General features: G+C 63.6%; 17 protein-coding genes and 1 tRNA gene. 7 read left to right on the top strand and 11 right to left on the bottom strand.

What is annotated here, in order from left to right; translation table 11 throughout:
* Positions 1-13 precede the first annotated feature (13 nt).
* A complete protein-coding gene (locus tag MUO32_RS10925) occupies positions 14-409 on the top strand; it encodes a DoxX family protein (protein WP_257948313.1) in 396 nt (131 codons plus the stop codon).
* Here the strand turns inward: MUO32_RS10925 and sugE are convergent.
* The 7 genes from sugE to MUO32_RS10890 form a co-directional block, all read right to left on the bottom strand.
* Positions 406-720 (bottom strand): quaternary ammonium compound efflux SMR transporter SugE, encoded by a 315-nt coding sequence (gene sugE / locus MUO32_RS10920; protein ID WP_257948312.1) that lies wholly within the window; start codon positions 718-720, stop codon positions 406-408. The genes MUO32_RS10925 and sugE overlap by 4 nt on opposite strands.
* Positions 721-883: 163 nt before the next feature.
* Positions 884-1717: an S-formylglutathione hydrolase gene (fghA, locus tag MUO32_RS10915; protein WP_257948311.1), complete on the bottom strand. Its 834-nt coding sequence runs from the start codon at positions 1715-1717 to the stop codon at positions 884-886.
* Positions 1718-1735: 18 nt separating this feature from the next.
* Positions 1736-2392, bottom strand: coding sequence for a DUF1345 domain-containing protein (locus MUO32_RS10910; RefSeq protein WP_257948310.1), 657 nt, complete (start codon positions 2390-2392; stop codon positions 1736-1738).
* Positions 2389-2865, bottom strand: coding sequence for a YaiI/YqxD family protein (locus tag MUO32_RS10905; protein WP_257948309.1), 477 nt, complete (start codon positions 2863-2865; stop codon positions 2389-2391). Before MUO32_RS10905 ends, MUO32_RS10910 begins: the two co-directional genes overlap by 4 nt.
* Positions 2866-2958: 93 nt before the next feature.
* Complete coding sequence (locus MUO32_RS10900) at positions 2959-3396, bottom strand: GNAT family N-acetyltransferase (protein WP_257948307.1); 438 nt, start codon at positions 3394-3396, stop codon at positions 2959-2961.
* Between the two features lie 35 nt (positions 3397-3431).
* Positions 3432-4559 (bottom strand): S-(hydroxymethyl)glutathione dehydrogenase/class III alcohol dehydrogenase, encoded by a 1128-nt coding sequence (locus tag MUO32_RS10895; RefSeq protein ID WP_257948306.1) that lies wholly within the window; start codon positions 4557-4559, stop codon positions 3432-3434.
* Between the two features lie 82 nt (positions 4560-4641).
* Complete coding sequence (locus MUO32_RS10890; protein WP_257948305.1) at positions 4642-5046, bottom strand: helix-turn-helix domain-containing protein; 405 nt, start codon at positions 5044-5046, stop codon at positions 4642-4644.
* 157 nt (positions 5047-5203) lie between these two features.
* On the opposite strand from MUO32_RS10890, the gene MUO32_RS10885 reads away from it, so the two are divergent.
* The 3 genes from MUO32_RS10885 (at position 5204) to MUO32_RS10875 (ending at position 9520) form a co-directional block, all read left to right on the top strand.
* Positions 5204-6154 (top strand): DMT family transporter, encoded by a 951-nt coding sequence (locus MUO32_RS10885; protein ID WP_257948303.1) that lies wholly within the window; start codon positions 5204-5206, stop codon positions 6152-6154.
* Between the two features lie 97 nt (positions 6155-6251).
* The gene (locus MUO32_RS10880) at positions 6252-8204 is read left to right on the top strand and encodes an acetyl/propionyl/methylcrotonyl-CoA carboxylase subunit alpha (RefSeq protein ID WP_257948302.1); all 1953 of its coding nucleotides are present in this window, start codon (positions 6252-6254) and stop codon (positions 8202-8204) included.
* A 74-nt stretch (positions 8205-8278) separates the two neighbouring features.
* The gene (locus tag MUO32_RS10875; protein WP_257948301.1) at positions 8279-9520 is read left to right on the top strand and encodes a hypothetical protein; all 1242 of its coding nucleotides are present in this window, start codon (positions 8279-8281) and stop codon (positions 9518-9520) included.
* On the opposite strand, the gene lipB is transcribed toward MUO32_RS10875, so the two are convergent.
* A complete protein-coding gene (gene lipB, locus MUO32_RS10870; RefSeq protein ID WP_257948300.1) occupies positions 9493-10239 on the bottom strand; it encodes a lipoyl(octanoyl) transferase LipB in 747 nt (248 codons plus the stop codon). The two genes, MUO32_RS10875 and lipB, sit on opposite strands and share 28 nt — an antisense overlap.
* A 195-nt stretch (positions 10240-10434) precedes the next feature.
* On the opposite strand from lipB, the gene MUO32_RS10865 reads away from it, so the two are divergent.
* Positions 10435-10519: transfer RNA gene (locus MUO32_RS10865), tRNA-Leu, on the top strand.
* A gap of 106 nt (positions 10520-10625) precedes the next feature.
* On the opposite strand, the gene MUO32_RS10860 is transcribed toward MUO32_RS10865, so the two are convergent.
* A complete protein-coding gene (locus MUO32_RS10860; RefSeq protein ID WP_257948299.1) occupies positions 10626-11120 on the bottom strand; it encodes a peptide deformylase in 495 nt (164 codons plus the stop codon).
* Between the two features lie 304 nt (positions 11121-11424).
* On the opposite strand from MUO32_RS10860, the gene mgtE reads away from it, so the two are divergent.
* Both mgtE and MUO32_RS10850 read left to right on the top strand, forming a co-directional pair.
* The gene (mgtE, locus tag MUO32_RS10855) at positions 11425-12861 is read left to right on the top strand and encodes a magnesium transporter (protein WP_257948298.1); all 1437 of its coding nucleotides are present in this window, start codon (positions 11425-11427) and stop codon (positions 12859-12861) included.
* 65 nt (positions 12862-12926) lie between these two features.
* Positions 12927-13313 (top strand): MerR family DNA-binding transcriptional regulator, encoded by a 387-nt coding sequence (locus tag MUO32_RS10850; protein ID WP_257948297.1) that lies wholly within the window; start codon positions 12927-12929, stop codon positions 13311-13313.
* Positions 13314-13379: 66 nt separating this feature from the next.
* Here MUO32_RS10850 and MUO32_RS10845 read toward each other — a convergent pair whose 3' ends face one another.
* Entirely contained in the window at positions 13380-13853 is a 474-nt protein-coding gene (locus tag MUO32_RS10845; RefSeq protein ID WP_257948295.1) for an isoprenylcysteine carboxylmethyltransferase family protein, read from the bottom strand.
* 5 nt (positions 13854-13858) lie between these two features.
* Positions 13859-14896: a heparan-alpha-glucosaminide N-acetyltransferase gene (locus MUO32_RS10840; RefSeq protein WP_257948294.1), complete on the bottom strand. Its 1038-nt coding sequence runs from the start codon at positions 14894-14896 to the stop codon at positions 13859-13861.
* Positions 14897-14918: the final 22 nt, after the last annotated feature.

The raw sequence follows: 14918 nt of genomic DNA, 5'->3' as shown, positions 1-14918 counted from the left end.
GAAACGGGAGGGAGTGCACGCCGTGTTCGATCGCTTGTCCGCCTATCAGCCGCAGGCGCTTGCCGTGCTGCGCATCGTCTCGGCGCTGCTCTTCATCGAGCACGGCACGCAGAAATTCTTCAATTTCCCGCCGGCCGAACAGCCGTTCGGCGACCTGATGAACCTTATCGGGCTTGCGGGCGGGCTGGAGGTGGTCGGCGGGATATTGCTGCTGATCGGGTTGTTCACGCGGCCGGTGGCCTTCGTGCTCTGCGGCTTCATGGCTGTCGCCTACTTCATGGCGCACGCGCCGCAGAGCTTCTTCCCGGTCAACAATCGCGGCGATGCCGCGATCCTCTTCTGCTTCGTCTTCCTCTACCTTACGGCAGCGGGGCCGGGCGCTTTCGCCCTCGACAATCGTAACCGTTAGGCGACGAACTTCAGGCCGAGAATGCCGGTGACGATCAGCGCGATACAGCCGATACGCATGGCGGTGACAGGCTCGGCGAAGAGGACGATGCCGAGAATGACGGTTCCGACCGTGCCGATGCCGGTCCAGATGGCATAGGCGGTGCCCATGGGCAGCGTCTTCACGGCGAGGCCGAGAAGCACGATGCTGATCACCATGGAGCCAGCGGTCAGGACGGTGGGGACCAGCTTGGTGAAACCATCGGTGTATTTGAGGCCGATGGCCCAACCGATTTCAAAGATGCCGGCGAGGGTAAGAAGGATCCAGGGCATGTGGCTACTCCGTTTCAAAGGAGCGAGGCCGTCCCCGCGATCGTGACCGGGATTGTTCCCGGCGGTAGCCGTCTACCGGAGCGGAATATTGCCGATCGCGAGCGGAAGGGCAAGGGCGGAGGTGGCATGTCAGCCATGCGCCCCCGCCATATCGAACCGCTCTTTAGCCGAGGCGTTCGGCGTGCCACTTCAGGTGCTCGTCCATGAAGGTCGAGATGAAGTAGTAGGAATGGTCGTAGCGTTCGTGCATGCGCAGCGTCAGCTTGATGTCGGTGTCCCTGATCGCTTCCTCGAACAGCCACGGACGCAGGCCGTTGTCGAGGAAGCCGTCGGCCTTGCCCTGATCGATCAGGAATTCCGGGAAACGTGCACCATCCTCGACGAGCGCGCAGGCATCGTAATTCCGCCAGGCCGCCTTGTCGGCGCCGAGGTACTTTTCGAAGGCAGGCATGGACCAGTCGGCACTGGACGGAGCGACGATCGGCGCGAAAGCCGAGCAGCTCTTGAAACGGTCCGGATGCTTCAGCGCGATCGTCATGGCGCCATGGCCACCCATCGAATGGCCGAAAATGCCCTGGCGGTCCATGTCCATGCGGAAATGCTGGCGCAGGAAGTTCGGAAGCTCTTCCGTCACGTAGCTGTACATCTGGTAGTTCTCGGCCCAGGGCTGTTCGGTGGCGTCGAGATAGAAGCCGGCACCCTTGCCCATCTGCCAGTTGGTCAGCTCGTCCGGCACGTCGTTGCCGCGCGGGCTGGTGTCCGGGCAGACGACGATGAGGCCGAGTTCGGCGGCCATGCGGCGGTATTCACCCTTTTCCATGACATTCGCATGGCTGCAGGTGAGGCCCGAGAGATACCAGAGCACCGGGCGCGGTTCGCTGATCGCCTGCGGCGGGATGAAGACGGCGAAGGTCATCTCGGTCTTGCAGGCCTCGGACTCATGGGCGAATACGCCCTGCATGCCGCCGAAGGCCGTGTTCTGGGAAAGCACTTTCATCAAAAACTCCGATGGTTTTCAGGAGGCGAGCGACACCGCCGCATTAACCGCGGCGGCGACCAGCACCGTGTTGAAGAAGAAGGAAACCACGGCGTGCAGCAGGTTTACCTTGCGCATCGCCGTCGAGGTGATGGCGACGTCGGAAGTCTGCGCCGTCATGCCGATCACGAAGGCGAAATAGAGGAAATCGTAAACGCCGGGCGGTGCCTTACCGGGAAAATCCAGGCCGCGGCCAGCGTCTTCGCTCTTTTCCGTGCTGCCGGGGCGCCAGTAGAGATGGGCATAGTGCAGCGCCGCCATGGTGTGGATGGTGAGCCAGCCGAGTGCCACGGAGGCGAAGGCGAGAACGAACTCGACGCCCGACGCGGCGGGTTCGTTGAGGACGACGAAGAGCGAGCCCGTGGAAACGGCCACGGCCAGGAATGTGACGGCGAAAATGGTGACAACAGGCTCGTCGGCATCTGTCGCGTAATGCTCGAGATAGGATGCCGTCAGGTGCGGCAGGCGCATCGCCGTCAGCACGAGATAGCTGAGGAAGAAAGCGATGGCCGCGATGTCGATTGCGAAATCCGGTTTAAACCAGAATGCCGGAAGACCGAGCAGGACAGCCGCGCCGATGCCCGCATAGAAAGGCACGTGCCGGCCATAGATCTTGCGCCCCGGCACCTTCGTCATATGCCCGCCCGCGCACTCTTCGCCCGGCGGCAGAGGCGGTCGAGCGTTTCGAGGAAGGCGGAGCGGTCGCGCGGCGAGAAGGCGGCATTGTACCCCTTACTCTCGCCGGTCTCGCGCAGGTGCGCGCCGAGGTCGCGCATGGCGCTCGCCATGCCGATATTCGCCTGGTCGAACAGCCGTCCGGTCGGCCCGGTCACATGGGCGCCCTTGGCCACGCAACGCACGGCCAACGGCACATCGGCGGTGATGACGATATCACCTTCGGTGACATTGTCGGCGATCCAGTTGTCGGCCGCATCGAAGGCACCGGACACGATGACGTTCTTCACCATCGGATCGCGCGAGGGACGCAGGCCCGAATTGGCGACGAAGGTCACCGGCAGGCCATGGCGCTCACCGACCTTCAGGATTTCCGGCTTCACCGGACAGGCGTCGGCATCGACATAGATGGTTGGTATCGTCGTGTCAGTCATCACAGTAACGGCGCGTGTCCCTGGCTGTGTTCCGGTGGAAGTGTTGCAATCCCCGCAAGCGAGAACTCGGTACCCGCATGTCGCCGGTTGCGGTCAAAGTGGCTGCTGGTGGCTTGCCGCCGGCCGAACCATGTCGATATGCGGAATACCGTCCTCGACATATTCCTCCGAGGTCGGCGTAAAGCCCAGCGCCTTGTAGAAGCGTTCCAGGTAGCTTTGGGCGGAAAGCTCGATTGCTGCGCCTGGAAAATGCACGTCGCAGGCGCGGATTGCTTCCTGCATGATCGTTTCTCCAAGCCCCTTGCCGCGGTGCCCTGGTGCCACGAGCACGCGGCCGATGCGCGGAGGGCCATCGCTGGGCGGCATCAACCGCGCATAGGCGGCCGTGTCGCCGTCGATCAGCAGCCGCAGATGCAGCGCATCGCCGTCCTTTCCGTCCAGCTCCGGATAGGCACAGGCCTGCTCGACGACGAAAACTGCAACGCGCAGCTTCAGGAGCGCATAAAGCTCGACGGCGGAGAACGCTTCCATTCTCCGCACGTCGATGCTGTAGGGCGCTTGCGCCGTCAATAGACGACCACGCCGCGGATGGATTCGCCGGAATGCATGAGTTCGAAGCCCTTGTTGATGTCTTCGAGCGGCATCGTATGGGTGATCATCGGGTCGATCTGGATCTTGCCCTCCATGTACCACTCGACGATCTTCGGCACGTCCGTGCGGCCGCGCGCGCCGCCGAAGGCCGTGCCCATCCAGTTGCGGCCGGTGACGAGCTGGAACGGACGGGTGGAGATTTCCTGGCCGGCACCGGCAACGCCGATGATGACCGACTTGCCCCAGCCGCGATGCGAGCTCTCGAGCGCCTGGCGCATCACCTTGGTGTTGCCCGTGCAGTCGAACGTATAGTCGGCACCGCCGATCAGGTCGCCGTTGCGCTTCGTCATGTTGACGAGATAGGGCACGATATCGTCGCCGACCTCCTTCGGGTTGACGAAATGCGTCATGCCGAACTTTTCGCCCCATGCCTTGCGGTCAGGATTGATATCGACGCCGATGATCATGTCCGCGCCGGCAAGGCGCAGGCCCTGCAGCACGTTGAGGCCGATGCCGCCGAGACCGAAGACGATGGCCGTCGAGCCGATCTCGACCTTCGCCGTGTTGATGACGGCGCCGATGCCGGTCGTGACGCCACAGCCGATGTAGCAGACCTTGTCGAAGGGTGCGGCCGGATTGATCTTGGCGAGTGCGATCTCCGGCAGGACCGTGAAGTTCGAGAAGGTCGAGCAGCCCATATAGTGGTGGATCTTGTCCTTGCCGATCGAGAAGCGCGAGGTGCCGTCGGGCATCAGGCCCTGGCCCTGGGTGGCGCGGATCGACGTGCAGAGATTGGTCTTGCGGCTCGTGCAGGAGTAACATTCGCGGCATTCCGGCGTGTAGAGCGGAATGACGTGGTCGCCCTTCTTGAGCGAAGTGACGCCGGGGCCGACATCGACGACGATGCCCGCGCCCTCATGGCCGAGGATCGCCGGGAACAGGCCTTCCGGGTCGGCGCCCGACAGCGTGAAGTCGTCGGTGTGGCAGATGCCCGTCGCCTTCACCTCCACCAGCACTTCGCCGGCACGCGGGCCTTCGAGCTGTACGGTCATGATCTCAAGCGGCTTTCCAGCCTGAACGGCAACGGCGGCGCGTACGTCCATTTTTGTCTCCCTATGCGGATTCTGTGTTGGCCGGACCATTGCAGAGCCCGTCCGGCGCCTCAAGTGCGTGAAACGGAAAAAATCAACCCTGATCTGTTTTGATCAATTTGGCGACTTCGGCTTCGAGGGCGGCGATCGCCTTGCCCGTCTGATCGTGCAACTGGTGTATCTCCCGCAGTTGCCGGAGCAGCGGGTGGAGATATTCGTCACCCGAGGGGTCGGCCGGCGCCTCGCCGATGCCGGCGATCAGCCACGAGGGCGATACGGAAAGCACGCCCGCCAGCATGAACATAGCCTTGGTGTCCGGTTCGGCGTGGTCGCGCTCCCAGCCGCTCACCGTCTCCTCGGGAAGCCCGAGCCGGGAGGCGAGATCGGCAAGCTCGAGACCAAGCGCGTCGCGGGCGCGCCAGATGCGTCCGCCGAGCGTGTCGCCGTCGGCGCGGCCGGAGGGGAAGGGGATGGTGTTGCTCTCGCCGGGAAAGGTCATCGCGGCCTCCATTTCTTCTTGATGGCAAGTCTACAGGCAAGGCGCCGTCGCGGGCTACCTCAAATGCGTCGTGCCGCGACGCCTGCGTATGACAGGATTTCCGGCATTGCCAGCCCGCGCAAAAGGACTATGAGGGGCGAAAGAAGGAGACGCCTGCATGAATGCCACAGCCAACGCGACCGACAGTTCCGGCGGGAGCACCATGCAGGGCGTTGCGCTGATGGCGGTCGCCATGCTGCTTCTGCCCTGCATGGATGCGATTGCCAAATACATGGCGAATTTCGCCGGGATGTCGCCGGGGCAGGTGACGTTCTACCGCTTCTTCTTCCAGATCCTCTGCACCGTGCCCTTGATCTTCACGGCTGGCGGCAGCGAAATGCTGCGGCCGAAGCGGCCATGGATGAACCTCCTGCGCGGCGCGATCCACGGCGCGGCGAGCCTGCTCTTCTTCGCGGCGGTCAAATACATGCCGCTGGCCGACGTCTTCGCGATCTATTTCGTGGAGCCCTTCATTCTCACGGCGATGTCCGCCGTCTTCCTCGGCGAGCGCGTCGGCTGGCGTCGCTGGCTTGCCATCATGGTCGGTTTCGGCGGTGCGCTCATCGTCATCCAGCCAAGCTTCATTCTCTTCGGCTGGACGGCGCTGCTGCCCGTGGGCTGTGCCTTCCTCTATTCGATCTATCTCTTCATGAACCGGGCGCTCGGCGATGCCGACTCGCCGCTGACCATGCAGACCATCGCCGGCTTCGGCGGCACGGTCCTGATGGGCGCGGCGCTGCTGATCGGCGATTCCGCCGGCCTTGCCGATTTTGCACCGTCTCTGCCTGACACCACCTTCCATCTCGCTCTGCTTGTCATCCTCGGCGCGCTCTCGGGTTATGCGCATATGCTCGTGGTGCGCGCCTTCCGCATGGCGCCGCTGTCGCTGCTCGCGCCGTTCCAGTATTTCGAGATCATCTCGGCGACGGTTCTCGGCTATGCGATCTTCGGCGATTTCCCCACGCCGTCGAAATGGCTCGGTATTGCCGTTATCGTCGCCTCCGGCCTCTTCATCATCTGGCGCGAGCACAAGAGCCGCAAGCTGACGGCAAACGCCGCCTTCGACTAAAGTGCCTGACGCGATTGGCGAATTGCAGCCCTGCTGCCGTTGAACGGCGGGGGCGTTTGTGGCTACAACTTCCGGACAAGACTGCCGGGAGGAAAGCATGTTCAAGAAAATCCTGATCGCCAATCGCGGCGAGATCGCCTGCCGCGTGATCAAGACGGCGCGCAGGATGGGCATCGCCACCGTGGCAGTCTATTCCGACGCCGACCGCGACGCGCTGCATGTCGAGATGGCCGATGAGGCCGTGCATATCGGCCCGCCCGCCGCCGCCGAAAGTTATCTCGTCGCGGAAAAGATCATCGCCGCCTGCAAGGAGACCGGCGCGGAGGCCGTGCATCCCGGCTACGGCTTTCTTTCCGAGCGTGCGAGTTTCTGCGAGGCCCTGGAGGCGGAAGGTATCGTCTTCATCGGTCCCAAGCCGAAGGCGATCCGCGCCATGGGCGACAAGATCGAATCGAAGAAATTCGCCAATGCCGCACATGTTTCGACGGTGCCGGGATATCTCGGCGTCATCGAGGATGCCGGCCACGCCGAGCGTATTGCCGGCGAGATCGGTTATCCCGTCATGATCAAGGCGTCGGCCGGCGGCGGCGGCAAGGGCATGCGGATAGCCTGGAACCAGGGCGAGGTGCGCGACGGCTTCGAGCGCGCTCGTTCCGAGGCGAAAAGCTCGTTTGGCGACGACCGCGTCTTCATCGAAAAGTACATCGTCGATCCCCGCCATATCGAGATCCAGGTGCTCGCCGACGCGCATGGCACCGCGCTCTATCTCGGCGAACGTGAATGCTCCATCCAGCGACGAAACCAGAAGGTGGTGGAGGAGGCGCCGTCGCCGTTCCTCGACGAGGCGACGCGCCGCGCCATGGGCGAGCAGTCGGTGGCGCTGGCCAAGGCCGTCGATTACCAGAGCGCCGGCACGGTGGAGTTCATCGTCGACCGCGACCGCAATTTCTACTTCCTCGAAATGAACACGCGCCTCCAAGTGGAGCACCCGGTCACGGAACTGGTCACCGGCATCGACCTCGTCGAGCAGATGATCCGCGTCGCGGCCGGCGAAAAGCTGGCGCTTGTGCAGGCCGATATCAGGCTGAACGGCTGGGCGATCGAAAGCCGGCTCTATGCCGAGGATCCCTACCGCAGCTTCCTGCCGTCCATTGGCCGCCTCACCCGCTACCGTCCGCCGGCCGAGGAACGCAACGGCGCCGCCGTGTTGCGCAACGATACCGGTGTCTACGAAGGCGCTGAAATCTCCATGTACTATGACCCCATGCTCGCAAAGCTCTGCACCTGGGCACCGACCCGTCTGGAGGCGATCGATGCCATGAGCGACGCGCTGGATGGGTTTACCGTCGATGGCATCGAGCACAACGTACCGTTCCTCGCATCCCTGATGCGCCACCCGCGCTGGCGGGAAGGGCGCCTTTCCACCGGGTTTATCGCCGAAGAATATCCGGATGGTTTCACACCAGCGATGCCGACGGTTGAGGAGGCTGGCGTCCTGGCCCGCGTCGCGCTGTCCGCCCACGTCGTCGAGGCTACCCGTCGCGCCAGCCATGTCGACCGCCTGCGGCCAAGCCAGGGCTTGCGCAACGATTGGGTGGTGAAGATCGGCGACGACTATCATGCGCTCGCCTCCGGCGATGCCGTCGAGACCGACTGGCGGCCGGGCGAGGCGGTCTGGCGCGGCACGATTGGCGGGCGGCGTGTGACGGCACAGGTTCGGCCCTTCCTGAACGGTCTGCGCATCGATTGGCAGGGTCTTTCCGTACGCACGCGCGTCTTCACGCCGCGTCATGCGGAACTCGACGCGCTGATGCCCGTGAAATTGCCGCCGGACACGTCGAAGATGCTGCTTTGCCCGATGCCGGGCCTTGTCGTGTCCATTTCGGTCAGCGAGGGGCAGGAGGTGAAGGCGGGCGAGACGCTGGCGGTGGTCGAGGCGATGAAGATGGAAAACGTGCTGCGCGCCGAGCGCGACCTGACGATCGGCTCCATCCGGGCGAAACCCGGCGAGAGCCTGGCGGTGGACGCCGTGATCATGGAATTCGCGTAAGCCCGCTTCTTAACATTTGTTAGGACATTGCCGTTAGCCTTGAGCGACCTGCCATGAAGGTCGGGGAGGACGGCATGTCGACAACCCTTTCGGTGCTGCTGCTGCTGGCGATCAATCTCGGCCTGATCTGGCTCTTGATCGCGGCACCTGTCGGGCGCCGCACGCTCCAGCTCACCCGCGTGTTCAAGGCGCCCCCGAGCCGCATCGCGGCGCTTGTCAGCCCGCTCGGCGCGGAGGCCGACTGGCATCCCTCCATCGTCGCCAGCGAGCGGCTTTCCCTTGGCCGAGTCAGACAGACCCTGTCTCATCCCGATCGTCACGGCGATCCCATCATGCGGACGCTGGAGGTGAGCGAGGCGGCGGACACCGAGGGCCTTGCCTGCGAGACACGGGTGGTCGATGACAGTGCGCTCGATGTCTCCTTCTGGGGGAACTATGTCGAGCGGCGTTTCCTGCGTCCCGTGCCGGGCGGCACGGCGCTCACCGTGGAGCAGACCGATCGCTATCGCGGCATCGCCTTCATGCTCTTCCGCTACATACAGCTGCGCCGTGAAATGAAGGCGCTCGATCAATGGCTGGAGACGGGCAGGGGCGACATGGGCGGTGCCCTTGAAAGCCCGTGGACGCAGGCAGGCCTCGCCGTGCTCTCCACGCTGCTGCTCTGGCCGTTCTTCGGCTTGACGACGCAGGGCCTGCAACTTTCATCGCTGCTGACGGTCGTCATCGTGCTGCACGAACTCGGCCACATGGCCGCCTATCGCGCTTTCGGCCACCGGACGGTGCGCATGATCTTCGTGCCCCTGCTCGGCGGTATCGCTGTCGGTGGCCGGCCGTATAATTCCCATTTCGAGGTGGCGGTTTGCGCACTGATGGGCGCCGGCATGTCGGCCTTCCTCGTTCCGCCGCTGATCGCCCTGCATGACAGCGGCAGCGTGACGGGGCCGGGCCTGCTCGTCTTCATGCTGATTCTCGGTGCGTTCAACCTTCTGAACCTTCTGCCCATGCATCGCTTCGACGGTGGGCAGGTCCTGCGGCAGGTCTTTTCAACACGAACGAGCCTGCTCGTTGCGAGCTTTCTGGTGACGCTGGCGATCCTCTGGGTTGGCTGGCGCATCGGCCTGCCGGCGCGCATGCTGATTGCCGGCCTTGCGGTCTTCACGGTGCTCAGCCTTCTCGGCGCCGGTGGCGTCAAGCCGCGCAAGGCACTCGATCCGATGACCGCGCCGCAGCGTCTGCTTGCCGGCTTCGGCCTCTATGCCGCGCTCGTGCTGCACGGTTACGCGATCGTCTATGCCTGCGGCAGGCTCCTGGGCTGACAGTCCGCCTCCGATACGGTGTCGCCGAACACCCGCTCGAAGGACGCACGGATGCGGATATCGACATCGCTCATCATGACGGGCAAGCCGAGATCCACGAGGCTCGTGACCCCGTAGCCGCGGATGCCGCAGGGTACGATGCCGGAGAAATGTTCGAGATCCGGATCGACATTGAGCGAGAAGCCGTGAAAGCTCACCCAGCGGCGCAGGCGAATGCCGATCGCCGCGATCTTGTCTTCGGCCGGAGAACCATCCGGCAGCGCCGGCCGCTCCGGGCGGCGCACCCAGACGCCGACGCGGTCCTCGCGGCGTTCGCCGCGCACATTCATGGAATCGAGCGCATCGATCACCACCGCTTCGAGCGCTGCCACGAAGGCGCGCACATCCTGACGGCGGCGCTTCAGGTCCAGCATGACATAAACGACCCGCTGGCCGGGCCCATGATAGGTATATTCGCCGCCGCGGCCTGTGGAAAACACCGGGAAACGATCCGGCGCCACGAGGTCGGCGGAATCGGAACTCGTTCCGGCGGTGTAAAGCGGGGGATGTTCCACCAGCCAGACCAGCTCGTCGGCCTCGCCATGCGCGATCGCCGCCGCCTCGTTTTCCATGGTTTCCACGGCCTTTTCATAGGAAACCAGGTCTCTCGCGATGCGCCAGCGCACCGGCGGCGAGCCGGGAATGGCGAGAAGGGATGTAGAGATGTCCTGACGCTGCATGATGGCCGTCCTTTCGGATTTCTTGTGCCAGATATAGGCGCGATCATGCAAGGATTTCAGGGGTTTCAGGGTGTTCGCGAAAGCCTTGTTGAAATTGTTTCGCTTTCCGTCATTTTTCTTTCGTATCGGCCTTGCACCCCCCAAATGCTTTTGCTACATGCACCTCCGTCGCCGCAAGGTGACGCCTACCACGATGCGGTCGTGGCGGAATTGGTAGACGCGCAGCGTTGAGGTCGCTGTGGGGCAACCCGTGGAAGTTCGAGTCTTCTCGACCGCACCAAAAAAGACCCGCCGAAAGGCGGGTCTTTTTGTTTCAGCCGGCCGCTTCCGTCTGGGGACGGCTTGCGCGGGCGCCGATTCCGCTTCGTTCCGGTCGGCTTGGACAATCAGCCTCTGGCCTTGTCGTATTTCTTGACGATGCGCTCGCGTTTGAGCCGCGACAGCCGGTCGATCCAGAAGATGCCGTCGAGCTGGTCGATCTCGTGCTGCAGACAAATGGAAAGCAGGCCGTCCGCTTCCTCCGTCCGCGTCGTACCGGAGAGATCCTGATAGGTGAGGCGGATGCGGGCAGGGCGCTCTATCTCGTCGGTGACGCCCGGCATGGAAACGCTGCCCTCGGTGTGGCGCTGCACTTCCGGCGAAAACCAGTCGATCTCGGGGTTCACATAGACCTTCAGCGAGCCGGGACCGTCGAGTTCGATCACCGTCAGGCGTTCGAGGATGCCGACATGCGCCGCCGTGATGCCGATACCGGGTGCCGCCCGCATCGTGGCGGCAAGATCGTCGGCAAGGGTCGCCAGCCGGGCGTCGAAAACTTCTACCGGGTGACAGGCCTGGCGCAGGCGGGGATCGGGGTAACGCAGGATGGGCAGGAGGGCCATGGTTTCTCCGGTCGTCGAGTTTTTCCCTTCCTAGCCTGTTTGCGGTAGAGGGAAAATGCCGGCCTTCGTGCGGGCGGCGGCAAATCCTTCGATTTGCATGGGATTGCAACAGCTTGCGAAAAAAATCCGCCGCGTCCGTTTTTGCCGCTTTCGGCGATGGACCGGACGGGCGCTTTGGGTTAGCACGATGAGGTGCGAGACGCCCGGATGCGGGCGATCGCGAGGAACCCTGCATGTAAAAACCTGTCGTCTCCGCGCCGTCGATATGGCCTGGTGGGACGATCCCGACGCAAGGAGCGGCCCGATGGACAACACCGGCGACGACGACCGCATCGAGCAGCAGGGCAAGACCATCGAGCACAGTACTTTCGACGGCGAGGACATCTATGCCGAGGATGGCTCGATCCGCTCGGATTTCCTCATGCATGTCGGTGCGGCGATCGCCGACCGCGACCTTCTGTTCCTGCGCCGCCATGTGGCGCGCCTGCACGAATCGGAAATGGGTGACCTTCTCGAGGCGATCCAGCCCGAGCAGCGTCGCCAGCTCGTCACGCTGCTCGGCGCCGACTTCGACCTTGCTGCTCTGACCGAGGTCGACGAGGCGATCCGCCTCGATATCGTCGAGCATATGCCCAACGAGCAGATCGCCGCCGCTCTCGGCGAGATGGATTCGGACGACGCCGTCTACATCCTCGAGGATCTCGATCAGGAAGATCAGGAGGAAATCCTCTCCAAGCTGCCGTTCACCGAACGGATCCGTCTGCGCCGTTCGCTGGATTATCCCGAAAGCACGGCCGGCCGCCGCATGCAGACGGAATTCGTCGCCGTGCCGCCCTTCTGGACCATCGGCCAGACGATCGACTACCTGCGCGAAGACGCGGACCTGCCGGATAGTTTTTCACAGATTTTCGTCATCGACCCGACCTTCCGCCTGCTTGGCGCCATCGATCTCGACCGCATCCTGCGCACGCCGCGCGGCATGAAGATCGAAACGGTCATGCGCGAGACGAACCACCCGATCCCGGCCGACATGGACCAGGAGGAGGCCGCCCAGCTCTTCGAGCAGTATGACCTTCTCTCCGCTGCCGTCGTCGACGAGAACGGCCGCCTTGTCGGCGTGCTGACCATCGACGACGTGGTCGATGTCATCCAGGAAGAGGCCGAGGAGGATCTGATGCGCCTTGGCGGCGTCGGTGACGAAGAGTTGTCGGACTCTGTCATCGCGACCTCCCGTTCCCGTGCGCCGTGGCTGCTCGTCAACCTGTTGACCGCCTTCATATCGGCTTCGGTCATTTCGCTGTTCGAGGCCACGATCGAGGAGATCGTGGCGCTCGCCATCCTCATGCCGACGGTGGCGGGCATGGGGGGCAATGCCGGTTCGCAGACCATGACCGTAACGGTGCGTGCGCTCGCGACGCGCGACCTCGACATTCACAACGCCTGGCGCGTCGTGCGCCGCGAGGCCGGCGTCGGGCTTCTGCACGGGGTGGCATTCGGCCTGATGATCGGCGCCGTCGCGGGATTCTGGTTTCAGGACATCAATATCGGCGGCGTCATCGCGACGGCCATGCTGATCAATATGTGCGCGGCAGCCCTTGCCGGCATCACCATTCCCATCCTGCTCGACAAGGCGGGTGCGGATCCCGCCGTCTCCTCTAGCGTTTTTGTGACGGCGGTGACGGATATCGTCGGATTCTTCGCCTTCCTCGGCCTGGCGACGTGGTGGTTCGCCATCCGCTGATGCGAAAAAATTGACTTATACGTAAAAGTCAATAAAATGCCCGCTCAGAGATGATCGGAGCAGGCGTGGACAAGTTTTATACCATAACCGAGCTGACGCGCGAATTCGGGGTTTCCACCCGCACTTTGCGCTTCTACGAGGACGAGGGGCTCATCCATCCCGAGCGCCGCGGCCGCACGCGGCTTTTCCGCCCGGCAGACCGCCGCCTGATCCTGGAAATCCTGCGCGGACGGCGCATCGGCTTCACGATCGCCGAGATTCGCGACATCATCCGCGTCTACAAGGACCCGCCGGGCGAGGTGGGGCAATTGGAAATGCTCATGACGAAGGTGATCGAAAAACGCGAGGAGTTGCGCCAGAAGCGGCGCGACATCGAGGAGACGCTGGCCGAGCTCGACAATGTCGAGGAGGCCTGTCTCACCCGTCTCGCCGAAATCGGCGTCGGCACCTGAGACGCACGGAATTTTCTACACGTTTTGCATGGCGCTGGATGAACTTCATCCGGCGCCATGTCCGTTTCAGATCCAGCGCGCGGTGCCGTTGCAGTAGCGTTCGAAATCGATGCCGAAGCGGGAGAGCAGGTGAAGCTCCTCGCGCTTGATGGCGATGACGCTGGTGACGCCGGCGGCGACCGTCGCCGTCACGAGACACCAGGGATTGAGCATGACGAGGCCGATGCCCGCCGTCGCCAGCGTATAGCCGAGATAGATCGGGTTGCGGGTGAAGCGGTAGGGGCCGGACGTTGCCAGATGGGTGGAGCAGCGGTTCGGCATGATGGTCGTGTGGCAATCGAGCAGCGTGCGCATCGCCCAGACATCGAGCACGATGGCAACGAGGATCAGCACGCTGCCGGCAGCCGTGGCGATCCAACTCTCGGTTTCGGATACGGCGAGGGGAAAATACGCCTGGAGCAGGAAGGCCGCCGCGAGCGCCGCGCCGTAGATCAGCGGGGGCCAGGGAAAAGCGAGTGGCTTCATGCGATAGGCATTCATGATCCCTACTCCTTGAGGTCGGTTTCCGTTTCGGCCTTTGCCGTGCATTGCGAGGAGATCGCGGTGATCCGCTCGTCCGTCGTCACATCGATCGCGCCGCGGTTGAGGTCGGCGAAAAGCTTCTGATCCTGCAGTCCGGTCAGCGTGCAGCCGCAGAAGCTTTGGCAGAAGCCCGCGCCGCGTTCGGGCTCGCAGGCGCGCATGCAGCTCTTGGTGTAGCCGACGGCTGGATCGGGCGCAGGCGCGGGCACCACCAGCGAGAAACTGTAGACCAGCGCGATCAGCAACGGCTGGTGGATAAGATAGATGGCGAGACTGTGGCGCCCGGCGGTCTCCAGCAGGGTTTTCCACCAGACTTTCGTGCGCCCGCCGAGGCCGGCCCACTGTTCGGAAAGCGCGCTTGCCACGAAAAGCTTGCCAAGCACGATGCCGAGCAGCGCCGGTGCGAGCCATGGCAGCAGCGGCACATAGTCGTTCGAGCGCGGAATATTGACCGACAGGCCGACCCACCAGAGCGCGGGATGGTCGAAGAGCGGCGCGCGGAGATAAAGCGGCGCGGCGACGGCGGCTACCGCGGCAAGCAGCGTGACGGCGACGGGCAGGCGCAGGAAGAGGAGCCCGACGACGCTTGTCGCCGCAATGGCATGCAGGATGCCGAAGAAGATGAACGTGTCCGGGAAGGCGAACCAGGTGGCGATGGTAATCACAAGGGCCGCGCCGCCGACCTTGGCGAGGCGGATGAAGAACGGCCTTGCCCGAAAACCCTTCTGGTGGCCAAGCGCCAGGCTGACGCCGACGAGGAAGAGGAAGCTGCCGGCAATGATACGGGCGAAGATGCGCCAGCCGCCGGTCGTTGCCGTTTCCGGTTCGATATAGCCGAAGAAGCCAAGATCCCAGGTGAAATGGTAGATCGCCATGGCGATCAGGGCCACGCCGCGCAACTGGTCGATCAGGGGGATGCGTGGAAGCCGGCGCGTTTCAGCGCCGCTCACTGCCCCATTGCCGTCAATCACCGTCGTCGTCATGGTTCGGGGTCGCCGCATTGCTTTGGTCCATAGGAAAGTG

It is taken from the genome of Shinella sp. CPCC 101442 (genome assembly GCF_024704725.1).
In the GTDB taxonomy this organism is placed as follows: domain Bacteria; phylum Pseudomonadota; class Alphaproteobacteria; order Rhizobiales; family Rhizobiaceae; genus Shinella.
The sequence above is the reverse complement of the archived record's forward strand: the minus strand, read 5'-3'. Positions and strand labels throughout refer to the sequence as shown.